Here is a 22,638-nt window from a genome sequence, read left to right as displayed (position 1 = left end):
GAGCGCGGAAGCGCGGCCACTACGCGGCAGCGGCGCGCCGGGAAGCGCGGCGACGGGCGATCATCGGCAGGAACCACATGTAGACGCCGGTTCCCATCAGGACGAACAGCGGCGGCAGCGGCACGTACGACACCCACACCGCCGGGCTGTCCACGGCCAACGCGACCGAGGTGAACACGACGGTGGCCATGAAGACCATGCTCACCACGCGGTGGAACCGCCGGATTCCCTTGCTGCCGCTCATCTTCCCCTTCCTCCCGGTTGTCGAACCCGATGCGGGCAACGGTAGGAGGAAGGGCCTCAGCCGCGCTTCTCGATTCCTGACCGGACGATCGCGCGGGCTTCCTCCGGTGTGAGGTTGCCGGTGAGCGTCAGGTTGGCGAGACCGAGGGCCAGCGCGAGCCGTTCCCGCGCCGCCGGACCGGCCAGCGCGGTCAGCACGGCGATCAGCGAGTCGTAGCTCTCGCGCAGCCGGGCGGCCAGTTCGGGCCGGGTGAGGGCGTGCGCCTCGAAGGCCTGCGCCACGCGGTACAACCGGCGGTCCTCGGCGGTCGCCGGGATCAGCTCGGTCAGGAGCGCCTCGGCCGGATCGGCGCTCGCGGACACCCTGGCCCGGACGCGGGCGGCGCCCAGGTCGTTGATCGCGGTGAACGCGGCGGTGAGCAGGTCGTCCTTGCTCGGGAAGTAGTGCTGGACGCGCCCCACGGACACGCCGGCCTGCTCGGCGACGCGGCGGATGCTGACCTGGTGGGTGCCCTCGGCGTCGACGATCGCGAACACCGCCTCCAGGATCGCGCCTCGCCGCTCGTCGTGAGCGGCTCCCCTGCCTCGCACCCGCACCCCTTTTCAAGACGTTCGCATTGATTTGACCACGAGAGGGGAGGAGGCTACCGTTCGGGTGTCAAAGCGTTACGTTCGTATTGATTTGGGGGGAGTCATGGAAGTGATCGCGGTGGTGCTGCTGGTGCAGGGCGGTGGCGGGCTGATCAACAACCTCGCCGGCGGCTCGCGGAGCTGGTTCGCGCTGAACCACGTGGAGATGCCGGATGCGCTGCGCATCACGTTGCACGCCTTGATGGTCCTGGCAGGCCTGGTCCTCGTGCTGCGGCGGTTCGGCTGGGACCGGCTGAAGGGCTAGCGCCCTCGGGCGCCGGCGATACCGGTGGACGCTGGACTCTGAGGGGTGTTCAGCGCCCACCGGTGCGCATGGCGGAAACTCTCTCCGCGCGAGGTGTCGATCCCGGCATCTCCCGTTCGACGCACTCATGACAGCAAGCGCGGACACCAAGGAGAACCAGATGCGCACCCTGATCGCCACCGCGTTCGTCTCGCTCGACGGTGTTGTGGAGGCGCCCGGCGGCGAACCGGGTCACCGCAGCGCCGGCTGGACCTTCAAGGACATCGAGTTCGACGAGGCCGCCTACGAGATCAAGGGCCGTGAGCAGGACGAAGCCGCGGCGATGATGATGGGCCGCGTCAGCTACGAGGCGTTCTCCCCGGTGTGGCCGACGCTGGACTACTTCCCGAAGTACAACGCGATGCCGAAGTACGTCGTGTCCAGCACGTTGCAGGAGGACCAGCTCGTCGACAACTGGGGCGAGATCACCATCCTGCGCTCGCTGGACGACGTGGCCGCGCTCAAGGAGACCGAGGGCGGCCCGATCTCGATCCACGGCAGCGCGACGCTCAACCGCAACCTCTCCGACGCGGGCCTGATCGACCGCTATCACCTGCTGGTCTTCCCGGTGCTGCTCGGCGCGGGCAAGCGGCTGTTCAGCCAGACCGACAAGGACAAGCAGATGCTGAAGGTCGTCGAGAGCGAGTCGTACTCCAACGGCATCCAGAAGCTCGTCTACGACGTCGTGCGCTGAAGCTCGCGCCCCGGCGCGGGCAGCGGCTTCTTCGCCGGTGTCAGCTGCACCAGCACGATCGCGCCGATGAGCACCGCCGCGCCCAGCAGCTGCCACGGCGAGAGCGTCTGCGCGAGGAACAGGTAGCCGAGGGCGGTGGCCACGATCGGGCTGAAGAAGCCGAGGAACGACAACCCGATCGCGGGCACCCGGTCGGTGCCGCGGAACCAGACCGAGTAGCCGAAGAGCGAGCCGAGCACGACGAGGTAGCCGAAGCCGAGCGCGTTGGCGCCGGTGATCGTGCTCGGCAGGCCCTCGGCCAGCAGCAGCGCGGGCAGCAGCACGAGGCCGCCCGCGGTGAGCTGCCAGCCGGTGAACAGCAGCACGTTGACCGGGCGCTGCCAGCGCTTCGTGAGCACGATGCCGGCCGCCATGCACACCGCGCCGCCGAGGGCGGCCAGCACGCCGACCAGGTCCAGCCGCGCGGTCGCCCGCAGCACCAGCAGGGCGACACCGGCCGCGGCGGCGAGGCAGGCGAGCACGTGGGGGAGCCGGATCCGGTCGCCGAGCAGCACCGCCGCCAGCACCAGCACGACCACCGGCTGCACCGAGCCGACGAGCGCCGCGACGCCGCCGGGCAGGTGGTAGGCGGCGACGAACAGCAGGAAGAAGAACGCGCCGATGTTGAGCGTGCCGAGCACCAGGGCGCGCCACCACCAGACGCCCTTCGGCAGGACCCGCCCGAACAGCACCAGGACCAGGCCCGCCGGCAGCGCGCGGACGACCGCGGCGAGCAGGGGCCGGTCGGGTGGCAGCAGCTCGGTGGTCACGAGGTAGGTGCTGCCCCAGATCGCCGGCGCCAGCGCCGTGATCGCCGAGTCGGCCAGCAGCCGGTTGCCCGCCATGTCCTCACCCGTCACTTCTCGGTGCCGAAGAACCGATCGCCGAAGTCGCCGACGCCGGGCAGCATGTAGGCGTCGTCGTTGAGCCGTTCCTCGATCGCCGACGTCACGATCCGCACCCGCGGGAAGCGCGAGCAGACCGCCTCGATGCCCTCCGGCACGGTGATGAAGGTGATGAAGACGATGTTCTCCTCCGGCACGCCCCGGTCGACCAGCACCTGGATCGCGGCGTTGGCCGTGCCGCCGGTGGCGAGCATCGGGTCGAGCAGCAGCACGTGCCGCGACGCGATGTCCCGCGGCAGGTTCGCGTAGTAGAGCTTCGGCTGCTTGGTGGTCTTGTCGCGCTGGATCAGGACCTTGCCGATCCGCACGCCCCTGACGAGCGCCCGCAGCCCGGCCTCCATGCTCTCGCCCGCGCGGATGATCGGGACGCCGACGAGGTTCCCGGCGAACGCGAGCCCGTGGTAGGTGGCGCCGACCGAGGTCGTGACGTCGAGCGGGGTGAACGGCAGCAGGTCCAGGCCCGCCTCGACGAGCAGCCGGATGATCCGCTCGCTGTAGAAGACGAAGTCCTCGCGGGAGGTGTCCCGGTTTCGGACGATCGTGTGCATCGCGCGCAACTGGCCGGTCTGCGGCAACACGTGCACGTTCTTCTCCAGGTAGGCGTCGATCGAGATCACGAGCACTCCTTCACGGCGGCCACGACACCGGCGAACGAGTCGACGAGCCAGGTGGGGTTGGCGCTGAGCAGTTGGTCCACGGTGTGCACGCCGTAGGTCACGCCGATCGACGCCATCCCGGCGCCGTGGGCCATCAGCACGTCGTGGGTCGTGTCGCCGACCATGACCGCGTTGCCCGGTGCCACGCCGAGCCTGTCCAGGACGACGAAGCCGGACTCGGGATCGGGCTTGGGCCTCGCGACCTGGTCCGCGCCGACCACGACGGAGAAGTCCTCGCGGAGGCCGGCCGCGACGAGCAGCGCCTCGGCGTTGGCGATGAACTTGCTCGTCGCGACGGCCAGCAGGAAACCGTCCTCCCGCAACGACTGCAGCCCGTCGAACACACCGGGGAACACGAGCTGCGGCGCCGTCGGCAGCACGATCTTGCGGAACGTCGGCTGGTAGAGCTCGACGCACGCCGCCACCACCGGCTCGTCCTCGGCGGTCCCGAGCACCTTCGCGAACGCCGCGGGCAGCGGGAGCCCGATGGTGCCGCGGATCGAGCCGGAGTCCGCCGTGGGCAGGTCGAGCTGGGCGAAGACGGCGGCGAACGTCGTGACGATCCCGCGTGGGGAGTCGACGAGCGTGCCGTCCAGGTCGAAGATCACGCACCGGTTCATCGGCTGAGCTCCTTCGCGTGGGCGGCCGCCAGCTCACCCGCGACCCCGGCGGTGTTGACGAGCACCGCCTGGTTGGCCTTCGCCGAGCGGCCCTCGGTCGCGCGGTCGACGGCCCGCATGAGGTACTTCGTGATCGCCTGCCCGGACACGCCGTCGCGTTCGGCGCGCGCGACCGCCTCGGCGATCACCGACTCCACCTCGTCCCCGGCGATCGCGTCCTCGGGCCTGGTCGGCGTCGTGACGAGGAACGAGCCGGGGTTGCCGAGCGCCCAGTGGTTCTCGATCGCGCGGGCGAGCTCGAGCGGGTCGTCCACCCGGTGCGGGCTGCGCAGGCCGCTGGAGACGCAGTAGAACGCCGGGAAGTCGTCCGACCGGTAGGCCACGACGGGCACGCAGTGCGTCTCCAGGAACTCCAGGGTGAGCCCGAGGTCGAGGACGTTCTTCGCGCCGGCGCAGACCACCGCGACCTTCGACCTGGTGAACTGGACCAGGTCCGACGAGACGTCCATCGTGCGTTCGGCGCCGCGGTGCACGCCGCCGATCCCCGCCGAGGAGAAGAACCTCAGCCCCGCGAGCTCCGCGGCGATCACCGACGACGCGACGGTCGTGGCGCCCATCCCGCCGCGGGCCAGCACGATCGGCAGGTCCCGGCTGCTGACCTTCGGCACCCCCGGTGTGGTCGCGAACCTCTCGATGTCGTTCTCCGAGAGGCCGACCAGGATCCGCCCGTTGTCGACGCCGATGGTGGCGGGCACCGAGCCGCTCGCCCGGACCGCGTCCTCGACCCGGCGGGCGGTCTCGGCGTTGTCCGGGTAGTCCAGGCCGTGCGTGATGACGTTGGACTCGAGCGCCACGACCGGTTGCCCGGCCGTGATCGCCTCGGCCACTTCCTCGCTGTAGACCAGGGGGATGTTCATCTGCGCCTCAGTAGCTCGGGGTCTTGTGCAGCAGGTGCCCGCGTTCCACGATCTCCGGCGCGTAGACCTCGTCCTGCCACGCCCGCGGGTCCACCGGCTCCAGGGCGATCGACACCACGCCCGGCTCGCAGCCGAACGCGCGGGTCACCGCCTCGGTGATGGCCGTGACCAGCTCGGCCGCCCGCTCCTGCGCGAGCGGGGCGGGGAAGTGCTTGACGTTCACGTGCGGCACTGGAAGCTCCTCACGACTGGCCTCCCGAGATGGCGAGGGTGACGGCCTTGGTGACGGCGGCGATCAGCTCGGACATCTGCTCCTCCGACAGCAGCACCGGCACGCGGGCGGCTTCCCGCGCCACGGTGTCGCGCCGGCTCATGGACGCGAGCAGCTCGTCGACGTCGGGCTCGCGCAGCAGGCTGTAGTGGTCGGCCTCCAGCTCGACGACGACCGGGTCGGTGACCGAGAAGCCCTCGCTGCCCTCGATGAACGAGTAGTCGTCGCCGCGCGCCTTGAAGATGGTGAGCGGCGCGGTGATCGTGCGTTCGGCGAGCTCGCTGAAGGTGTACTTGAAGGAGAACGTCTCCGTGACGATCTTGATGATCCGCCGCACGAGCTCGCTGTCGAGGTCGCGGAACTCGCTGCTGATGAACGCCGCGAAGCTGTCCTCGTCCTTCGCGACCTCCAGGCACCGCGTGAGCTCGGGGGCGGTGATGCTGCCCGCGAACACCGAGAACAGGATCGTCACGAACGCGCTGTTGTCGTAGGAGGCCTCGTCGCTCGCCCGCTCCGAGCGCACCTTCGGCGACCCCGGCGCGATCAGGTACAGGTTCGCGACCTCGTGGCCCGCCTGCTCGAGCTGGTAGGCCGTCTCGAACGCGACCCGTGCGCCGAAGGAGTAACCCCACAGCGTGTACGGGCCCTCGGGCTGCACCGCCTTGATGGCCTCGATGTCGGCGGCGGCCATTTCGCGGATCGTGCGGTACGGCGTCTCACCCTCGTTGATGCCGTGCGCCTGCACGCCGTAGAACGGCCGCTCGGACCGGCTTGCCAGCGTGCGCAGGTTCATCGGGTAGCCGCCGAGACCGGGCCAGCAGAACACCGGTGCGCCGTCACCGCCGGGCTGCAACGGGACCAGGCGGGAGACCGGGCCGTCGTGCAGGCCGTCGACGCGGCGGGAGAGCTGCTCGATCGTCGGCGACTCGAAGAGCACCTGCAGCGGCAGGCTCGTGCCGAAGTCCTTGTTGATCCGGTTGACCAGGCCCACCGCGATCAGCGAGTTGCCGCCGGTCTCGAAGAAGTCGTCGTGCGTCGAGACGGTCTCGCGCTTCATCAGCTTCTTCCACATCTCGCTGATGCGGCGCTCGGTGACGGTGCGCGGAGCGACGAACGGCCGGTCCTGGTCGTCGACGTCGGTCTTGTCCGACGCCTCCAGGGCCTTCACGTCGATCTTGCCGTTCGCCGTGACCGGGAGCCGGTCGAGCACCACGACCTTGTTCGGGATCATGTAGTCCGGCAGGAAGTTGACCAGGTCGTCGCGGATCAGCTCGGCCGGGCCCTTCATGTGGACGATGTCTTCCTTCATGCCGGGGCTGCGGCGCTGCTCGTAGGAGACCTTGCCGCCCAGGAAGAAGTACGACGGCCCGTCCTGCTCGCCGATGTCCTTGAGGATCCCGCAGATGCGCTTGGCGGACGGGAGGTCGTTGTCGGTCTTCGAGCTGTAGCCGGAGGACATGAAGCCGAGGTCGACGTCGTTGGCGGACAACCGGTGCATGGTCCGGCCGAGGTCGATGTAGCGCCGCCAGAGGTCCGCCGACCTGGCGACGGCGCTGACGCCGAAGCTCGCCCGCTCGTACACCGCCTGGTTGATCGCGATGACGTGCTTGCGCAGCACCAGCTCGTCGGACAACCGCTCGAACTCGCCGTCGGCGTAGCGGTACATCCCGGCGGGCAGGTTCGCGACCCGGCCGGGGTGCGTCTGCAGGTAGACCTCGACGTCGTCCTGGCGGGGACCGGTGTAGGCGCACAGCTCGAACGTGCCGAGGTAGTAGTCCTCCTCGGGGACGTCGAGCAGGTCCTTGGTCCGCGGCGTGTGCGCGGAGGGGGTGACGTCGAGGCCGTAGCCCGGCAGGACCTCCTCGAAGAGCCCGATCATGTGGCCGGTCTCGATCTCCAGCACTTCCCGGATGTTGTTGAGGTACACCGCCTCGATCGCGGCCTTGTGCCCGATGAAGTGCAGCTTCGCCCGCGGCTCTGCGCTTTCCCGCACCGGTGAGATCAGCACGAGCTGGTGGCGCAGGGGGTGGTAGTAGTACAGCCCGGCCGGCACGCCCGCGATGTGGTGCAGCTCCAGGTAGAGCTGGGTCGCGTAGAGCGAACCCGGTGAGGCGTAGCCGTACTTGGGCAGCAGCCGCTGGTCGCTGAAGTGCGCGCCGAAGTAGCGCAGGATCTCGCCGAGCTCGGCGAACCGGACCGTCTGCGGCTCCCGCGAGCCGGCGCCGATCGGCTTGCGCTCCAGCAGCCGGGCCAGGTCGGCGTCGGTGACCTGGCCGCCCTCGTAGAACCGGTAGGACTTCCGGGAGAACACGACCTTGCGCTGCAGGCAGGAGGCTTCCTCGCCGGGCAGCTCGATCGTCGGGCGGTCGCCGAGGTCGTCGCGCACGCCGGGGTTCGACAGCTGCGCGCGCACCTGCAGGCGGCTCGCCTTCGACTGGTGGTGCGCACCCGCGTTGCCCTGGTCCATCAGGGCGGCTTCCTTGGGGTTCAGCTCGACGCACGCGATGAGGTTCTGGAACCCCGTGCGCTCGTCGGACTTCACGATGACCGCGGCGTTGCGCACCCAGTCGTGGGTCTCGATCGCGAGCCGGATCTCGTCCAGCTCGACGCGGTAGCCGCGCAGCTTGACCTGGCTGTCCGCGCGGCCGGCGAACTGCACGGTGCCGTCGAGGTTCTGCGTCACGAGGTCGCCGGTGCGGAACATGCCGTTGGCGAACCGCTCCTGCGTGAGCTCCGGCTGGTGCAGGTAGCCGCGGGCGACCTGGACGCCGCCGATGTGCAGCTCACCGATCTCGCCGGGCGTCACGGGGTCGCCGCCGGCGTCGAGCACCAGGTACGTGGTGTTCGCGACGGGCAGGCCGATCGAGATCGACTTCGGCGCCTCGGCCAGCTCGGCGGGATCGACCACGTGCGAGGACGAGTTGATCGTCGTCTCCGTCGGGCCGTAGAGGTTGATCAGCGCCTTGCCGGGCATCGTGTCGAAGAAGCTCCGCGCGAGCGTCCGGGACAACGCCTCGCCGCCGCTGAAGACCTGCCGCAGTGACGTGACGGTGTGGAACTCCTCGGTGTCGATCAACGCCTGGAGCAGCGTCGGCACGCACTGCAGCGTCGTGACGCCGTGCTCGCGCATGGTCTCGATCAGCATCTCCGGGTCGCGGTAGATGCCGGGACGGCCCATCACCACGGTGCTGCCGACGGCGGGGGCCAGGATCTCCCACTGCGCCGCGTCGAAGCTCATCGGCGTCTTCTGCACCACGCGCTTCGTGCCGTCGATGCCGTGCTCGTCGTGCAGCCACTGCATCTGGTTGACGATGCTGCGGTGCTCGATCATCACGCCCTTGGGCCGGCCGGTGCTGCCCGAGGTGTAGATGATGTACGCGAGGCTGTCGTGCGCAGGGGAGAAGCCGTCGTCGAACGCCTCGTCGCAGTCGTCGAGCGTGATGATCCGGGTGGTGCTGGGCGCGAGCTCGGCGAGCCGCTGCCGGAGCGCGGGCTGGGTGACGACGACCTTCGTGCGCGAGTCCTCGATCATGTACCGGAGGCGCTCCTCCGGGTACTCGGGGCTGAGCGGCAGGTAGGCGCCGCCGCCGCAGAGGATTCCCCAGGCGCCGATCACGAGGTCGAGCGACGGTTCCACGAACATGCCGACGCAGTCGTCCGCGGCGATGCCGAGCCGCCGCAGGTGCGTGGCGAGGGCCGAGCTCTGCTCGAAGAGCTCGCCGTAGGTGATGCTCTCCTCACCGAAGACGACGGCCGTGCGATCGGGGTGCTCTTCGACCCGCTTGCGCAGCAGGTCGGGAAGGCAGCCGCCGTCCACTTCAGCTTCGTGCGACATCTCAGACATCCCCCAAGCGGTCGGCCGGCAGGAGCGGGTGCGACGAGTCTTGTTGGTTGAAGACCGTACGAGCGTTGGCTCGAAACCCGCTGGAGCGACCTGCCCGGTCACCGACTGTGGAGGTCTACCAGGACCGCCTTGAGGCACAACGGATTTCCGCCGGTTGGGACCGGCGGTCCGGCGGTGGCCCGTCCGTCCACAGTGGTGCCGCTCGGGTTCGGCGCGCTGCTCCGGTTGCCGCGCAACGCGATCACCGGCGTGCGGCGGGGCGATCCGTCCCATGTGGATGACGGACGCGAGATCGGGCGTTCGTCAGGACGGGCAGAAGCGAGGCGTCACGGGTGCTTGCGATCGGTGTGGCCGAGCGACCGGTCCGGCGCCACCCGGTCGCGCACCAGCTGCTTGAGCACCGCGAGGTCCGGGAAGCCCTCCTGCTCCTTGCGCGACCACACCGTCTCACCGTCGAGGCGGACGTCGAACACACCGCCGGTGCCGGGGATCAGCGCGACCTCACCCAGCTCGGTGGTGAACGTGGTCAGCAGCTCCTGCGCGGTCCAGCCGGCGCGTAGCAGCCACCGGCACTGGGTGCAGTACTCGATCTCCAGGCGCGGTGTCCTCACGCCTGGCTCCTGGCGGAGGCCCCCGCCGAGGTCGCGTCCCTGCCCCAGCTCGCGAGCAGCTGCATCGCCTCGGCGGACGCGGTGCCCGGCTCGGCGTGGTAGGTGACCAGGTGCAGGTCGGGCTCGCCGGGCATCCTCAGCGACTCGTAGGCCAGCGTCATCTCGCCGACCAGCGGGTGGCGCACCGCTTTGGTGCCGAAGCTCTTCTGCTTGACGTCGTGCCTGGCCCAGAGCTGCCGGAACGGCTCGCTCTTCACCGACAGCTCGCCCACCAGGGCGGCCAGCTCGGGGTCGTTCGGGTAGCAGCCCGCGTCCATCCGCAGGAACCCGACGACGTCGGCGGCCTTGCTCTCCCAGTTCACGAAGAGGTCCTGGTAGGAGGGTCGCAGGAAGATGAACCGCGCCCAGTTCCGCTCGCGTGGCGGCAGCTCGCTCCAGTCGCCGAACAGCGCCGCGGCCATCGGGTTCCACGCGAGCACGTCCGAGCGCCGCCCGCCGATGTACGCGGGTACGCCGATGTTGTCGAGCAGGTGGTGCAGCGCCGGTCGGATGCGCGTGTCGGCGGCTTTCTTCTTCTTGCTGCCGTGCGGGCACACCGCGAGGTTGCGCAGGTGCGTGCGTTCCGCGTCGTCGAGCTGCAAGGCGTTGGCGATCGAGTCCAGGACCTCGTCCGAGACGTTGCGGCCGTTGCCCTGTTCGAGCCGCGTGTAGTACGCGACCGAGACGCCGGCGAGCTGCGCCAGCTCCTCGCGGCGCAGCCCGGGAACCCGGCGGGTGCGGCCGTACCGGGGCAGCCCCACGTCGTCGGGGGACAGCCGCGCCCGGCGGCTGCGCAGGAACTCGCTCAGCTCGGTGCGCGGATCGACGGTCATGTCCCCGAGTATCCCCTTGCCGGTCGCGCCGTGCCTGCTACTGCCAGTGGTAGGCACGGCGGACGTACGAAAACCAGGTGTCTGGGTGGGGCGGGGTCTCCCCGGCAGTGTTGCCGGTGAGACGACGACACGAGGAGAGACACCGATGAGCACCGTCGCTGCCTACGCCGCTCCCGCACCGAAGGCACCGCTGGAGCGCACGACGATCGAGCGCCGCGAGGTCGGCCCGCACGACGTCCTGATCGACATCAGGTTCGCCGGCATCTGCCACTCGGACATCCACCAGGTCAACGAGGGCTGGGGAGAGGCGATCTTCCCGATGGTGCCGGGCCACGAGATCGCCGGCGTGGTCGTCGCGGCCGGTTCCGAGGTGACCCGGCACGCCGTCGGCGACCGGGTCGGCGTCGGCTGCATGGTCGACTCGTGCCGAGAGTGCGAGTTCTGCCTGCGCGGCCTGGAGCAGTACTGCGCCAACGGCAACACGATGACCTACAACGGCGTCGACCGGAACGGCGACGTCACCTACGGCGGCTACTCGAAGCAGATCGTGGTCGACGAGAACTACGTCGTGCGGATCCCGGACGCGCTCCCGCTGGACGTCGCCGCGCCGCTGCTGTGCGCCGGCATCACCGTCTACTCGCCGCTGCGGCACTGGGGCGTCGCGCCGGGCAAGAAGGTCGCCGTGGTCGGCCTGGGCGGGCTCGGCCACATGGGCGTCAAGATCGCCGCCGCGCTCGGCGCCGAGGTGACGGTGCTGTCGCAGTCGTTGCGCAAGAAGGACGACGGGCTCAAGCTCGGCGCCCACGACTACCGCTCGACCGGCGACCCGGCCACGTTCACCGAGCTGGCGGGCGAGTTCGACGTGGTCCTGTCCACGGTGTCCGCGCCGCTCGACTTCGGCGCCTACCTCGGGCTGCTCAAGACCGACGGCGCGATCGTGAACGTCGGCGCGCCGGAGGAGCCGATCTCGCTGAACCTGTTCGCGCTGCTCGGCGGCCGCAAGACGCTCGCCGGTTCGATGATCGGCGGCATCGCGGAGACCCAGGAGATGCTGGACTTCTGCGCGGAGCACGGGCTGGGCGCGGAGATCGAGCTGATCGACGCCGACCAGATCAACACCGCCTACGACCGCGTGCAGTCGAGCGACGTGCGGTACCGGTTCGTGATCGACGCCACGACGATCTGACGTGCGCGCCTGGCCCTGTCCGCTCAGACGTGCGGACAGGGCTTCGGCACGCCGGACTCGAAGGTCGCGGAGGCGCCCGCGATCACCGTGTCTAGCCGCAGCAGCGTCTCCCGCAGCTCGTCGAGCTGCTTCACCACCGACGAACGGTGGCCGTGCAGCTTCGCCAGCACCTCCGGCGTCGCCAGCCCGGTCACCATGCACGGCAGCATTTCGAGGATCGACGCACTGGAGATCCCGGCGGCGTAGAGCTGCTGGATCATCCGCACCCGATCGACCGCCGTGTCACCGTAGTGCCGTTGTCCGCTTTCGCTGCGTTCGGCGGTGAGAAGCCCCTGCTCTTCGTAGTAGCGCAACGCGCGCACGCTCACGCCGGTGCGTTCCGCCAGCTCTCCGATGCGCATGAGACCTCCGTCACAAAGCCTGCCTCTGACGTTAATGTCAGGTTTCTAGCCTAGCTCCATGCTCCTCACCAGCTACCGGCTCGGAAACCTCACCCTGCCGAACCGCCTCGTCATGGCGCCGATGACCCGCTCAAGGGCCGTGGACGGCAAGCCGACCGCGGCGACGGCCACCTACTACGCCCAACGTGCCACCGCCGGTCTCATCGTCACCGAAGGCGTGCACCCCAACGCCGTCGGCCAGGCCGGTCCGTCGATGCCCGGCATCCACACCGACGAGCAGGTCGAGGCCTGGCGCGTCGTCACGGACGCCGTGCACGTCAACGGCGGCCGGATCTTCGCGCAGCTCATGCACGGCGGCCGCATCGGCCACGCCGAGGTCGCGGGCCACCAGCCCGTCGGCCCGTCGGCGATCGCGGCCGGCACCGACGTGTTCACCCCGACCGGCCTGAAGCCGGCGCCGGTGCCCCGCGCGCTGACGACCCAGGAGGTCGCCGAGCAGGTCGAGGCGTTCGCCGACGCCGCACGACGTGCTGTCGACGCGGGCTTCGACGGCGTCGAGCTGCACGGCGCGAACGGCTACCTGATCCAGCAGTTCCTGTCGACCAGCGCCAACCGGCGCACCGACGGCTACGGCGGCTCCATCACCGGGCGCATCCGGTTCGCCGTCGAGGCGGTCGGGGCGGTGGCGGACGCCATCGGGCCGGAGCGCGTGGGCATCCGGCTCTCACCCGGCGGAGAGATCCAGGGCATCGTCGAGGAGAACGTGCCCGCGCTCTACTCGGAGCTGTTGAAGGCGTTGCCGGACATCGCGTACGTGCACCTTCTTGCGACCGTCGACGATGAACGGCTGATGGCGTTGCGCAAGGCGTGGCCGACCACGTTCATCCTCAACCCCGGCGGCCAGATCGGCCCGCACGAGAGCACGCGCGAGCAGGGGGAGCGCTGGCTCGCCAACGGCGCCGACCTGATCAGCTACGGCCGCGCCTACCTCGGCAACCCCGACCTCGTCGAACGGTTCCGGCTGGGCCTGCCGCTCGTCAGCACCGACCGCGAGACCTGGTTCCAGAGCCCCCGGGGGTACATCGACTATCCCAGCTATCAGCACTGAAGTGCGCGCATGAGGTGCTCGACGAGCCGTTCGAGGTAGTCGGGTTCGATCTCGGCGCGGCGCACGGACAGCCGCCAGTAGACCGGGGCCGCGACCAGGTCGAGGGCGATCTCGACGTCCAGGTCCGCCGGCAGCTCTCCCCGGTCGACCGCGCGCTGGAGCGTCACGGCGCCGAGAGCGCGCCTCGGTACGCCGATCGTCTTCGCGATGGCCTCGGACAGCGCGGGATTGCGGACGGCCTCGGCGGTGAGGTCGGGCAGGATCGTGGCGAACCGCGGGTGGGTCAGCCAGTCGTGCACGGCCGTGACGGTGGCCAGCAGATCACCGCGCAACGACCCGGTGTCCGGCACTTCGGCCAGTGGCACGGAGAACTCCGACAGCGCCGCGACCACCATGTCCTGTTTGGACGGCCAGCGCCGGTACAGCGCGCTTTTGCCGACCTCCGCCCGTTTGGCCACCGCCTCCATCGACAGCCGGCCGTACCCGTGCTCGGCCAGCTCGTCGAACACGGCCTCGGTGATCGCCCGCGTCACCTGCGGCTGCAGGACGGCGGCGCCGGTCGGGGTGCGCTTCGTCATGGCGCTCATCATAGGACTGGACGAGACGGTCCCGTCGCGCCTAGTGTTGTGGACGGGACGGAACCGTCTCGTCCATTTCATCGGAGGAATACCGTGGACGTCGTCGAGAAGGCGTTGCAACTGCTGCTGGACAAGGACATGATCGGCTTCGCGGGCCTGTGGGCCGAGGACGGCGTGGCGGAGTTCCCGTTCGCGCCGGACGGCTGGCCCACCAGGCTGGAGGGCCGTCCCGCGATCGAGGACTACGTGCGCGACTACGCGAAGACGCTCGACATCAAGGCCATCCCCCGGAAGGTCGTCCACCGGACCACCGACCCGGACGTCGTCGTCGTCGAGTTCGAGACCGAGGGTGTCGTGGTGCCGACCGGCGAGCCGTACCGGTCCTCGTACATCGTGGTCATCACGACCCGCGACGGCGAGATCGTGAACTACCGCGACTACTGGAACCCGCTCCTGCTCGAGGAGTGGAGGGCGTGAGCACGCTGGTCATCGGCGGCACCGGCACGACCGGCGGCCTGCTGGCGCCCCTGCTGCCCGATGCCCGCGTCGGCACGCGGAAACCGCGGCAGGACGACCACGTCCGGTTCGACTGGGACGATCCGTCGACGTTCGACGGCGCGCTGGACGGGGTGGACCGCGTCTACCTGATCCCGCCGATCGGTGCTGTCGAGCCGGCACCGGTCGTCGAGTCGTTCCTGGCCAGGGCCCGGCACGTGCGGCGCGTGGTGCTGCTGAGCTCGTCCGCGGTGCCGGAGACCGCCACGGGGATCGGCGCTCTTCCGGCGCTGGTCAGGGCGGTGCCGGAGTGGGCGGTGCTGCGCCCGTCGTGGTTCATGCAGAACTTCACCGGTGACCACCCGCCCGCCGCGGGCGTACGCGCCGGCGAGATCGTCACGGCCACCGGTGACGGCAGGGTCGGGTTCGTCGACGCCGCCGACATCGCCGCCGTGGCCGCGCGGGCGCTCACCGATCCGGAGCCGCACAACACCGACCACGTGATCACCGGCCCGGAGGCGCTCGGCTACGCCGAGGTCGCCGCGATCATCACCGACCTGACCGGGCGGGTGGTCCGGCACCGGTCGGTCAGCACCGCGGAGATGACCGACCGGCTCGCCGCGGAGTTGCCGCGGGAGTACGCGGCGCTGCTCGCCGGGCTCGACGAGGACATCCGCGGCGGCGCGGAGGACCGGGTGACCACGACCGTCCAGGACGTCACGGGCAGGCCCGCCCGGTCGTTCCGCGACTTCTACCGCGACTTCCTCAGCCGAACGTCCACCGCGTAGCCCCACCGGACTCCGCCGTGGAGACGGCGTGGGCGGCGCGCAGCGAGATCCGGTGGACGTGCCAGGGAGGCGGGCCCGCGCTGGGAGCGGTGTAGGGCGCGGTGAACGCCGTGCCCTCGCGTTCGGCGGGCCAGCCGGTCTCGCGGTACCTCGCCGCCACCCGGTCCAGAGTGGCCTCGTCGGTGACCCGGTGCGCGTCACCCTCCAGCACGAGGTCCATTCCCGTCAGCCGCACCGACACCGTGCAGGCCGGGTTGACCGCGAGGTTGCGCGACTTGCGGGTGCCCGGTCCGCTCACGAAGAACAGGGTGTCCTCGAACCAGATGGCGCCGATGCCCACCGAGTGCGGCCTGCCGCCGGGGTGCACGGTGTTCAGGAAGAACGGCACCTCCTTCGCGGCGGACTCGCGGACGAGGAGGTCCTGCGCCTGGCTCCACCGCAGGGGAGGGTTGCCGTACTGGTCGAGGTTGCGGGTTCTTGTTGTTGTCATGCCACTGCGTCGAACGGGGATCCACGTTTTCGACACTCAGTTCAGCAAGGTGCACGGGAGGACGAAGAACCAGTTCTTCGGCTCGTGCTCCAGCCGCGCCTCCGGTGCGCCCGCCGCGCACTGCGCACGGGCGTTGGCGACGCTCTCGTCCCACGGCACGCCCTTGAGCACCGGCGAGGACTCCTGCAGGTACCAGAAGATGCTCACCACCACGATGATGCCGATCAGGTAGCGGCTCGCACCCACCACCGCCCGTCCCCAGGCAGGCGCGGGCGTCGCGTCGAGGCCCACGAAGATCGCGGTGAACAGGAACAGGCACGGCGCGATGCTGTAGCGCTGCCCGGCCATCACGACCTCGTGGTACTGCACCTGCAGGATCGCGGCCCAGTTCAGCACCAGGCACGCGACGATGACGACCGCGCTGTACGCGGCCGCGACCAGTGCCAGCGCCCGGCCGGCGCGGTCGCCGAACCTGAGCCCCGCCGCCACCGGCAGCGCGGCGACCAGCAGGGCCGCGACGATCACGGCGTTGCCGAGCGCCGGGTAGAAGTCGTCGACCCGCTCGGACCCGGTGAACGCGGCCACCGGCACCCGCAGCAGGCTCGCGAGCAGCACCTGCACCGGGTCGACCGCGTCGTGCGAGTACACCGTCCTGGTCGCGAAGATCATCGTCGTGCCCTGCACGACCAGCCCGGTGAGGAACGCGATCGGCACCTCCTTGCGCGGCAGGACAAGGCGCGTCAACGCGATGGGGGCCAGGAAGAGGACCAAGGGGCTCGACACGGCGGCGAGGAACACGAACAACGCGATCGGCACGCGTGGGGCGTTGCGCCACAACAACGCCCAGAAAGCGCCGTAGAGCAGGAACCAGTGCAGGTTCGACATGTTGTTCAACGTCTCGGAGTTGCCCACCGGCAGCACGATCACCAGTGCCGCCAAGGCGAACCGCATCGGCGTCGACCGCAGGTAGGCCTTGGAGCCCGCGAACACGATCAGCGCGATCAGCGCGCGCAGCACCGCGGCGGTGACCGCGAACGCGGCCGCGGTCCACTCGATCGGCAGCAACGCGATCACTTCGGCGACCAGGCGCGGCAGCGTCTGCAGGTAGCCGCCGTAGGGCTCGACGAGGTTCTCCAGCGCGGGGAACCGCATGGCGCCGACCGCGAACTTGGCGCCGTCCTCTGACCACAGGTGGTCGAGCCGCGCCCAGCCGGCGGGGATGAGCAGCAGGAACGCCACCGAGCCGAGGAACGCGGCCACCATGCCGAACCAGGCGCGTTCGTGCGGGGGATCCACCGGTAACGGGATCACGCTGTCCGCGAGAGCTTTCGGTCGTTCGCTGGTCATCGTCACTCGATCCCCCAAGGCCGATTCGAACACGGGCACGGTACGGGGTCAGCCGAGCAGGCGTTCGTAGCGGTCCCACTGCTCCTGCGTCACGACGCTGACCTCGGAGGAGTTGGACAGCGCCACCTCGAGCGAGTTGATCACCATCAGCTTGTCGCCGACCAGCAGCCCCGCCCGCCCGTCCGGTCCGAGCACCGCCGGAACGGCCGCCGGGACCTCGACCGCGACCCGGAACGAGTCGACGATCTTCGGCCGCCAGCCGATCACGCCGCGGGCGAACTTCGCCGCCGCCGAGCCGCGTTCGAACCGGACGACCTTGCCGTCGACGACCACGTCGGCCGTGCGCTCGGGGGAGGGCACCGAGAAGCCGTCGAGCACGCTCGCCTCGTCCGGCGTGGCGCAGCCGTGGAGGCCGAGCGCGTCGAGGCCGAAGTGGCTGATGCCCGTCGGCGCACCGGAGGCGTCGGAGGTGGTGGCGCGCAGGACGTCCAGCGCGACCTTGTCGCACGGACCGCCGGGGTGGACCGGCGCGTGCCCCTGCGGCGTGCGCACCAGGCCCGGGCCTTCCTTCCAGGCGCCGGGGATCACCACCGGGTCGAACGGGTGGCGGGTGAACTCCTTGTTCCAGAAGGTGAAGGTCGTGCCCTCGCCGGTGGAGTGGGCGATGGCGAACGCCGACGCCGCCTCGATCCACATCCAGTCCGCGCTGAACGCCTCGACGACGGACCGGGTGCGCGCCTCGGTCGTCTTCTGCACGGGCTTGAAGCCCTGCGGGCTCAGCGTCTCGACACCCGTGGTGAACAGCGGGTCCTGCGAGCGCAGGACGTACTGGCCCGCGCCGTTGGTGGCGCCCGCGAAGCCGGTGGTGTCGGTGAAGAGCAGGTAGACCCAGCCGTCGAGGTAGAGGGCGGACTGCTGCCCGGCGCCGTAGGTGTTCTCGCGGATGATGTCGTTCGACGTGCCGAGGATCGCCTGTCCGCCGTTGGCCCGCGTCCAGTGCACGCCGTCCTTGCTGGTCGCGACGCCGACCGAGCTGCCGTTGGCGTGGTTGTCCCGTGCCGCGCCCGTGTAGTACATGTAGTACGTGTCGCCGATCTTGATCAGCGACGGGTCGCACGTGTGCTTCGCGTCGAAGCTCGTGCTGCTGCCCGACAACACCGGGTGCGCCGGTGTGAACGGACCGTCCGCGCTCGGACCCTCGCTGTAGAGGATGTCGTCGCCGTCGGGCTTCGCGACGTCCATCTGGCTGCACCACCACGTGCGGACCTTGCCGCCGTCGAGCATCACGGCGGGCGCGTAGTTGTAGACGGCGTCACCGCCACCCGCGACGACGGTGCCGGCGCTCTGCCTGCCGTTCTCGACCGTGAGCTTGAGCTTGTCCCGCGGAGGTGCCTTGACCTCTTGCTGTTCCTGCCGCACCGGCGGGGTGGCGGGCTTGCCCACCGGCTCGCCGGCCGGGGTGCCGGTGCACGCGGTGACCCCACTGAGCAGTGCGAGCGCAGCGAGCAGCGCAGGAGGTCGGCGTCTGAGGGGCACCCGCCCATCATAATGATCAACTCACCCGACCGGGTGAAGTCCTGCCGCGCACCCACCGTCGGCTCAGGTGTAGAGCGCCCTGGCCAGGCCGTCGATCACGGAGGCGGTCAGCGGCCCGAAGCCGAGCACCTGGTGGTCGCTCATGTCGACGACCCGGCGCTTCTGCCCGGCCGGCGTCCCCGCGACACCCGGCAGCCGGGTCACGCCCTCGACCCCGCCGACGGACCGGAGCCCCGCCGACATCACGAGGACCACGTCCGGAGCGGCTCTCGCCAACGCTTCCGGATCGATCGGCGTCGCACCCTCGATCCCGGCCTCACCCGCCCCGTCGACCGCGCCGACCGCGGTGATCAGCTCGTCCGCGCCGGTGCCCGCGCCCAGCACCTGCGCGACCCCGGCCCGCCCGCGCACGTAGAGGAAGACGATCCGCAGCGCGGCGTCGCCCGCGAGCCGGTGCGCCGCGATCTTGGCCTTCTCGATCTCGACGGTGGTGCGCCGGGCGAGCGCGCGGCCCTCGTCCGGAACCCCGAGCGCGTCCGCGACCTGCTGGGTCAGCGGGCCGACGTTGTTGGCGGCGCGCCGCGAGTCCGTCACCACGACGGGGACGCCGGAGCTCCTGAGCCGCAGGACGACGTCCCACGGCCCGATCGTGGTGTCGGTGATGACGACGGTCGGCCGCAGCCCTTCGATGACGTCGGCGTCGAGCCGGTGGCCGTTCGTCGTGATGAGCGGGAGGTGGGCGGCGGCGGGGAATCCGGTCGAGGTGTCGCGTCCGGCCATCCTGCCGCCCAGCCCCAGCCCGAACACCGTGGCGCCGAGCGTGCCGTGCACGTCGAACGCGAGGATGCGGTCGACGCTGGTCACCGTGACCTCGGTGCCCTGCGCGTCGGTGACGGTCGTGGGCAGCTCCGGCCGGACGTCGCGGCTGATCGGCACGACGTCCGGGGTGGCCACCGTCGCCGTGCTGGGCCCGGACTTCTGCCGCGGGTCTGCGAGAGGCGCGAGCTGCTCCGCCGGCGTGCGGCCCGGATCGGCGGGCGGCACTTCCGGCGCCGGCGGACCGGTGCACCCGGCCGCCAGCACCACCGTGAGCACTGCCGCCCAGGTTCTCACCCTGGGAACTTAACGCAGAAAACGCCGCCGGTGGCGGCTGCTTCGGGGGCTTGTGCCGTGCCCGGCTGCCCGTGGTCAGCCGCTGAGGTAGCGGACCACGGCCAGCACCCGCCGGCTCAGGCCGGACTCGCCGGTGAGGCCGAGCTTGTCGAAGATCGAGTTGGCGTGCTTCTCGGTGGCGCTCAGGGAGATGTGCAGGGTTTCGGAGATGCGGGTGTTCGTGAGGCCCTGCGCCATCAGCTCGAGGACGTCCTTCTCGCGCTTGGTCAGGGTCTCCAGCGGGTTGACGTGGGAGGTCCTGGTGAGCAGGCGGCGCACGACCTCGGGGTCGAACGCGGCACCGCCCTGCGCCACCCGGTCCAGGGCTTCCAGGAACTGGTCGACCTGGGCCACCCGGTCTTTGAGCAGGTAGCCCACCTTGCCGCCGGTGCTGGTGATCAGCTCGGTGGCGTAGCGGTTCTCGACGTACTGGGAGAGCACCAGGACGCTCACGTCCGGCCACTGCTCGCGGATCTTGAGCGCGGCGCGCATGCCGTCGTCCCGGTGGTCGGGCGGCATGCGGACGTCGGTGACCACGATGTCCGGGCGGTGTTCCTCGGTGGCCTTCAGCAGCTCCGGCGCGGTGCCCACGGCCGCCACCACGTCGTGGCCCTCCTCGGCGAGGAGGCGGATCAGGCCCTCGCGCAGCAGTGTCGAGTCTTCGGCCAGGATCACGCGCACGGCAGCCTCGCACTGATGGTGGTGGGACCGCCGGGCGGGCTGGTCACCTCGAACTCGCCGTCCACCGCCTTGACCCTCCTCGCGAGACCGGACAGGCCGGTGCCGGCGGGATCGGCGCCGCCCACGCCGTCGTCGCGCACCAGCACGGTGATGCCACCGGGGACCGCCTTCATGGAGATCTCGACCACGGACGGGTCGGCGTGCTTGGCCGCGTTGGTGACGGCCTCGGACACCACGAAGTAGATCACCGTCGCCAGTGCGGTGCCCGGTGGGTCCGTGAGCTCGTCGCTGATCTCCACGCGCACGCTCGACCGCTCGGCCAGCACCTCCAGCGCGGTGCCGAGGCCCGAGTCGTCGAGCACGGCGGGGTACACGCGGCTCGCGACCTCGCGGAGCTCGTGGATGGTCTCGCCCGCGGTCTCGTGGGCTTGACGCAGGAGCTGCTGGAGCTGGTCGTCGTCGTTCGCGCGGCGCGCCCTGCCGATCAGCATGCCGAGCGCGACGAGGCGTTGCTGGACGCCGTCGTGCAGGTCGCGCTCGATGCGCCTGCGCTCGTCGTCGATCGCCTCGATCACCTCGGCCCGCGTGCTGGTCAGCTCCGCCACGCGCTGCCGCAGCAGGACCTGCTGGCTGCGGCCGAGCATCGTCGTCGCCAGCCACCGGTCGAGCTCCGCCACACCGGTGATGCCGGCGAGCGTGACGAAGATGAGCAGCGTGCCCGGCAGCGTGGCCAGGGCGATCAGCTGCGTGTCGACCACGTCGCCGTCCCTGACCAGGCCCCAGTTGCCGTCGAAGAGCCACGCCGTGAGCATCGACAGCGCCGTGGTCAGGTAGAGCATGAGCATCAGGACCACACCGGCCCCCATGCCGCCCACCAGCCACCGCGCGCCGAGGTAGCGCCGGCACCGGCGCGGCGTCAGCGGGTCGGCGTGCGCCGGCCTGCCGTACCGCGCGATGCGCCGCAGCTCGAACTCGGTCATCCCGACCACGCCGACGCCCAGCACCGCGACCGGCAGGTCCGCCAGGGCCGTGAACGACCCCACCAGGACCCCGTAGAACGTCCGGAACCACCCGCGCACCAACGATCCCACGCCGAGCTGCTCGTCCTGGTGCACTTCGCCACCGTAACGGGCGGTCGCCGCCCCGGCATTGCGGTTTCCCGCACTACCGCCCTGCGGTTTCCCCCACGATTCCCGACGGTCGTCCTCATGGTCCGCCCCCCTCCCCGCCCCTAGCGTCGAACCCGACCGATCTCGTTGCCGTGAAGGGGAAAACGATGCTGGCAGAGTGGGCCGTCGACCTGATGGAGTCGCTGGGAGGAGTGGGCGCGGCCGTCGTCGTGGGGCTCGACAACCTGTTCCCGCCGATCCCGAGCGAACTGGTGCTGCCGCTGGCCGGCTTCTCCGCGAGCAGGGGCGTCTTCAGCCTGCCGGCGGCCCTGTTCTGGACCACGCTCGGTTCCGTGGCCGGCGCCGTCGTCGTGTACTTCGCGGGCATGCTCCTCGGCCGCGACCGCACGCGCCGGTTGGTGGCCCGCATCCCGCTGGTCCGCGTCGCCGACTTCGACCGCACGGAGGCGTGGTTCTCCCGCCACGGCACCAAAGCCGTGTTCCTGGGCCGGATGGTGCCGCTGTTCCGCAGCTTCATCTCCCTGCCCGCGGGCGTGGAACGCATGCACCTGGCGAAGTTCCTCGTGCTCACCACCCTGGGCAGCCTGATCTGGAACACGGTGTTCGTGTGCGCGGGCTACCTGCTGGGGGAGAACTGGCACCGCGTCGAGTCTTACGCGGGGATCTTCCAGAAGCTCGTGCTCGTGGCCGTCGGTGCCGCCGTTGTGCTCTTCGTCGTCACGCGCTTGCGCCAGCGTTCGAAGGGCGATCCGGAGGCCACGGAGGTGATGCCGCGTGTGAGGTGACGTTGTTCGCGGTGCGGCGGGGGCGGTCCGGTTCGGAAGGGAGCGCTTGGGCCTGTGGAGCACGAGGGCGTTGACCGGCTCGGCTTCCGGCGTGGTGGGCCGCGCGGGTTGTCCGGTCTGGACGGTGGTGGCGAGGTCACTGGGCGCCGCTGGGGGGTTGCGCCGGTATGGAGGTTGCGCCGGTATGGGGTTGTGCCGGATAGGAGCATTCCGGCCCGCACGGCGTGCACAGCGCCACGACCGCTGACCGGGATCAGCTCCCGGCTCTGGCGCGGTAAGCCGGGCGGGCCGTCTGATGCGGACCGCCCGAACGCACCAGCTCCCGCGTCTGACGCGGTAAGCCGGGCGGGTCGTC

The 22,638-nt window shown here is 70.4% G+C and carries 25 protein-coding genes; 7 read left to right on the top strand and 18 right to left on the bottom strand.

Annotated elements, in window-relative coordinates; genetic code table 11:
- Positions 1 to 19 precede the first annotated feature (19 nt).
- Positions 20 to 244 (bottom strand): hypothetical protein, encoded by a 225-nt coding sequence (locus BMW88_RS27585; protein WP_089955822.1) that lies wholly within the window; start codon positions 242 to 244, stop codon positions 20 to 22.
- Between the two features lie 56 nt (positions 245 to 300).
- Entirely contained in the window at positions 301 to 834 is a 534-nt protein-coding gene (locus BMW88_RS27580; protein WP_245778095.1) for a TetR/AcrR family transcriptional regulator, read from the bottom strand.
- Between the two features lie 103 nt (positions 835 to 937).
- Between BMW88_RS27580 and BMW88_RS27575 the strand changes: the two genes are divergently transcribed.
- Together BMW88_RS27575 and BMW88_RS27570 are read left to right on the top strand one after the other, a co-directional pair.
- Positions 938 to 1,138 carry a hypothetical protein gene (locus BMW88_RS27575; protein ID WP_245778094.1) on the top strand — a complete coding sequence of 67 codons (201 nt, stop codon included), beginning with the start codon at positions 938 to 940 and terminating at the stop codon, positions 1,136 to 1,138.
- 160 nt (positions 1,139 to 1,298) lie between these two features.
- Positions 1,299 to 1,871, top strand: coding sequence for a dihydrofolate reductase family protein (locus tag BMW88_RS27570; RefSeq protein ID WP_089956158.1), 573 nt, complete (start codon positions 1,299 to 1,301; stop codon positions 1,869 to 1,871).
- Here BMW88_RS27570 and BMW88_RS27565 read toward each other — a convergent pair.
- From BMW88_RS27565 to BMW88_RS27530, 8 genes are all read right to left on the bottom strand, one after another.
- Complete coding sequence (locus BMW88_RS27565) at positions 1,853 to 2,755, bottom strand: EamA family transporter (protein ID WP_089955812.1); 903 nt, start codon at positions 2,753 to 2,755, stop codon at positions 1,853 to 1,855. The two genes, BMW88_RS27570 and BMW88_RS27565, sit on opposite strands and share 19 nt — an antisense overlap.
- Before the next feature lie 11 nt (positions 2,756 to 2,766).
- Positions 2,767 to 3,432 carry a uracil phosphoribosyltransferase gene (gene upp / locus BMW88_RS27560; protein ID WP_218148237.1) on the bottom strand — a complete coding sequence of 222 codons (666 nt, stop codon included), beginning with the start codon at positions 3,430 to 3,432 and terminating at the stop codon, positions 2,767 to 2,769.
- A complete protein-coding gene (locus BMW88_RS27555) occupies positions 3,429 to 4,091 on the bottom strand; it encodes an HAD family hydrolase (RefSeq protein ID WP_089955808.1) in 663 nt (220 codons plus the stop codon). Before BMW88_RS27555 ends, upp begins: the two co-directional genes overlap by 4 nt.
- Complete coding sequence (locus BMW88_RS27550) at positions 4,088 to 5,008, bottom strand: pseudouridine-5'-phosphate glycosidase (protein ID WP_089955805.1); 921 nt, start codon at positions 5,006 to 5,008, stop codon at positions 4,088 to 4,090. Before BMW88_RS27550 ends, BMW88_RS27555 begins: the two co-directional genes overlap by 4 nt.
- Before the next feature lie 7 nt (positions 5,009 to 5,015).
- The gene (locus BMW88_RS27545; RefSeq protein WP_089955802.1) at positions 5,016 to 5,240 is read right to left on the bottom strand and encodes a tautomerase family protein; all 225 of its coding nucleotides are present in this window, start codon (positions 5,238 to 5,240) and stop codon (positions 5,016 to 5,018) included.
- Positions 5,241 to 5,250: 10 nt separating this feature from the next.
- The gene (locus tag BMW88_RS27540; RefSeq protein ID WP_245778093.1) at positions 5,251 to 9,114 is read right to left on the bottom strand and encodes an amino acid adenylation domain-containing protein; all 3,864 of its coding nucleotides are present in this window, start codon (positions 9,112 to 9,114) and stop codon (positions 5,251 to 5,253) included.
- A 335-nt stretch (positions 9,115 to 9,449) separates the two neighbouring features.
- On the bottom strand, positions 9,450 to 9,734 hold the full coding sequence (locus tag BMW88_RS27535) for an Rdx family protein (protein ID WP_089955798.1): 285 nt from the start codon (positions 9,732 to 9,734) through the stop codon (positions 9,450 to 9,452).
- Complete coding sequence (locus BMW88_RS27530) at positions 9,731 to 10,606, bottom strand: helix-turn-helix transcriptional regulator (protein WP_089955795.1); 876 nt, start codon at positions 10,604 to 10,606, stop codon at positions 9,731 to 9,733. The genes BMW88_RS27535 and BMW88_RS27530 overlap by 4 nt, the downstream gene beginning before the upstream one ends.
- A gap of 145 nt (positions 10,607 to 10,751) precedes the next feature.
- On the opposite strand from BMW88_RS27530, the gene BMW88_RS27525 reads away from it, so the two are divergent.
- Positions 10,752 to 11,792, top strand: coding sequence for an NAD(P)-dependent alcohol dehydrogenase (locus tag BMW88_RS27525; protein WP_089955792.1), 1,041 nt, complete (start codon positions 10,752 to 10,754; stop codon positions 11,790 to 11,792).
- Between the two features lie 23 nt (positions 11,793 to 11,815).
- Here BMW88_RS27525 and BMW88_RS27520 read toward each other — a convergent pair whose 3' ends face one another.
- Positions 11,816 to 12,193 carry a MerR family transcriptional regulator gene (locus BMW88_RS27520; RefSeq protein ID WP_089955790.1) on the bottom strand — a complete coding sequence of 126 codons (378 nt, stop codon included), beginning with the start codon at positions 12,191 to 12,193 and terminating at the stop codon, positions 11,816 to 11,818.
- Between the two features lie 58 nt (positions 12,194 to 12,251).
- Between BMW88_RS27520 and BMW88_RS27515 the strand changes: the two genes are divergently transcribed.
- Entirely contained in the window at positions 12,252 to 13,301 is a 1,050-nt protein-coding gene (locus BMW88_RS27515) for an alkene reductase (protein WP_089955787.1), read from the top strand.
- On the opposite strand, the gene BMW88_RS27510 is transcribed toward BMW88_RS27515, so the two are convergent.
- The gene (locus tag BMW88_RS27510) at positions 13,292 to 13,879 is read right to left on the bottom strand and encodes a TetR/AcrR family transcriptional regulator (protein ID WP_245778092.1); all 588 of its coding nucleotides are present in this window, start codon (positions 13,877 to 13,879) and stop codon (positions 13,292 to 13,294) included. The genes BMW88_RS27515 and BMW88_RS27510 overlap by 10 nt on opposite strands.
- Before the next feature lie 93 nt (positions 13,880 to 13,972).
- On the opposite strand from BMW88_RS27510, the gene BMW88_RS27505 reads away from it, so the two are divergent.
- Both BMW88_RS27505 and BMW88_RS27500 read left to right on the top strand, forming a co-directional pair.
- Complete coding sequence (locus BMW88_RS27505; protein ID WP_089955785.1) at positions 13,973 to 14,356, top strand: nuclear transport factor 2 family protein; 384 nt, start codon at positions 13,973 to 13,975, stop codon at positions 14,354 to 14,356.
- Complete coding sequence (locus BMW88_RS27500) at positions 14,353 to 15,162, top strand: Rossmann-fold NAD(P)-binding domain-containing protein (RefSeq protein ID WP_218148236.1); 810 nt, start codon at positions 14,353 to 14,355, stop codon at positions 15,160 to 15,162. The genes BMW88_RS27505 and BMW88_RS27500 overlap by 4 nt, the downstream gene beginning before the upstream one ends.
- Here BMW88_RS27500 and BMW88_RS27495 read toward each other — a convergent pair.
- The 6 genes from BMW88_RS27495 to BMW88_RS27470 form a co-directional block, all read right to left on the bottom strand.
- Positions 15,140 to 15,652, bottom strand: coding sequence for a pyridoxamine 5'-phosphate oxidase family protein (locus BMW88_RS27495; protein ID WP_089955781.1), 513 nt, complete (start codon positions 15,650 to 15,652; stop codon positions 15,140 to 15,142). The genes BMW88_RS27500 and BMW88_RS27495 overlap by 23 nt on opposite strands.
- A 36-nt stretch (positions 15,653 to 15,688) precedes the next feature.
- Positions 15,689 to 16,999, bottom strand: coding sequence for a hypothetical protein (locus BMW88_RS27490; RefSeq protein WP_143116261.1), 1,311 nt, complete (start codon positions 16,997 to 16,999; stop codon positions 15,689 to 15,691).
- A 48-nt stretch (positions 17,000 to 17,047) separates the two neighbouring features.
- Complete coding sequence (locus BMW88_RS27485) at positions 17,048 to 18,535, bottom strand: glycoside hydrolase family protein (protein WP_089955777.1); 1,488 nt, start codon at positions 18,533 to 18,535, stop codon at positions 17,048 to 17,050.
- Between the two features lie 63 nt (positions 18,536 to 18,598).
- The gene (locus tag BMW88_RS27480) at positions 18,599 to 19,648 is read right to left on the bottom strand and encodes a heme/hemin ABC transporter substrate-binding protein (RefSeq protein ID WP_089955775.1); all 1,050 of its coding nucleotides are present in this window, start codon (positions 19,646 to 19,648) and stop codon (positions 18,599 to 18,601) included.
- A gap of 75 nt (positions 19,649 to 19,723) precedes the next feature.
- Positions 19,724 to 20,368 (bottom strand): response regulator transcription factor, encoded by a 645-nt coding sequence (locus BMW88_RS27475; protein WP_089955772.1) that lies wholly within the window; start codon positions 20,366 to 20,368, stop codon positions 19,724 to 19,726.
- Complete coding sequence (locus BMW88_RS27470; RefSeq protein WP_089955770.1) at positions 20,359 to 21,483, bottom strand: sensor histidine kinase; 1,125 nt, start codon at positions 21,481 to 21,483, stop codon at positions 20,359 to 20,361. The genes BMW88_RS27475 and BMW88_RS27470 overlap by 10 nt, the downstream gene beginning before the upstream one ends.
- 161 nt (positions 21,484 to 21,644) lie before the next feature.
- Here BMW88_RS27470 and BMW88_RS27465 point away from each other — a divergent pair, with 161 nt between their 5' ends.
- Positions 21,645 to 22,283 (top strand): DedA family protein, encoded by a 639-nt coding sequence (locus BMW88_RS27465; protein WP_089955768.1) that lies wholly within the window; start codon positions 21,645 to 21,647, stop codon positions 22,281 to 22,283.
- Positions 22,284 to 22,638: the final 355 nt, after the last annotated feature.

The sequence above is a fragment of the Lentzea xinjiangensis genome (assembly GCF_900110955.1).
GTDB classification, from domain to species: Bacteria; Actinomycetota; Actinomycetes; order Mycobacteriales; family Pseudonocardiaceae; genus Lentzea; species Lentzea xinjiangensis.
This window is presented reverse-complemented; position numbering and strand designations above follow the sequence as displayed.

Bases quoted from the DNA above. Each gene is read 5' to 3' on its own strand.
- BMW88_RS27585 (WP_089955822.1), bottom strand. From the start codon at position 244: ATGAGCGGCAGCAAGGGAATCCGGCGGTTCCACCGCGTGGTGAGCATG.
- BMW88_RS27540 (WP_245778093.1), bottom strand. From the start codon at position 9,114: ATGTCGCACGAAGCTGAAGTGGACGGCGGCTGCCTTCCCGACCTGCTG.
- BMW88_RS27570 (WP_089956158.1), top strand. From the start codon at position 1,299: ATGCGCACCCTGATCGCCACCGCGTTCGTCTCGCTCGACGGTGTTGTG.
- BMW88_RS27555 (WP_089955808.1), bottom strand. From the start codon at position 4,091: ATGAACCGGTGCGTGATCTTCGACCTGGACGGCACGCTCGTCGACTCC.
- BMW88_RS27510 (WP_245778092.1), bottom strand. From the start codon at position 13,879: ATGACGAAGCGCACCCCGACCGGCGCCGCCGTCCTGCAGCCGCAGGTG.
- BMW88_RS27550 (WP_089955805.1), bottom strand. From the start codon at position 5,008: ATGAACATCCCCCTGGTCTACAGCGAGGAAGTGGCCGAGGCGATCACG.
- BMW88_RS27525 (WP_089955792.1), top strand. From the start codon at position 10,752: ATGAGCACCGTCGCTGCCTACGCCGCTCCCGCACCGAAGGCACCGCTG.
- BMW88_RS27515 (WP_089955787.1), top strand. From the start codon at position 12,252: ATGCTCCTCACCAGCTACCGGCTCGGAAACCTCACCCTGCCGAACCGC.
- BMW88_RS27520 (WP_089955790.1), bottom strand. From the start codon at position 12,193: ATGCGCATCGGAGAGCTGGCGGAACGCACCGGCGTGAGCGTGCGCGCG.
- BMW88_RS27490 (WP_143116261.1), bottom strand. From the start codon at position 16,999: ATGACCAGCGAACGACCGAAAGCTCTCGCGGACAGCGTGATCCCGTTA.
- BMW88_RS27565 (WP_089955812.1), bottom strand. From the start codon at position 2,755: ATGGCGGGCAACCGGCTGCTGGCCGACTCGGCGATCACGGCGCTGGCG.
- BMW88_RS27495 (WP_089955781.1), bottom strand. From the start codon at position 15,652: ATGACAACAACAAGAACCCGCAACCTCGACCAGTACGGCAACCCTCCC.
- BMW88_RS27575 (WP_245778094.1), top strand. From the start codon at position 938: ATGGAAGTGATCGCGGTGGTGCTGCTGGTGCAGGGCGGTGGCGGGCTG.
- BMW88_RS27465 (WP_089955768.1), top strand. From the start codon at position 21,645: ATGCTGGCAGAGTGGGCCGTCGACCTGATGGAGTCGCTGGGAGGAGTG.
- BMW88_RS27530 (WP_089955795.1), bottom strand. From the start codon at position 10,606: ATGACCGTCGATCCGCGCACCGAGCTGAGCGAGTTCCTGCGCAGCCGC.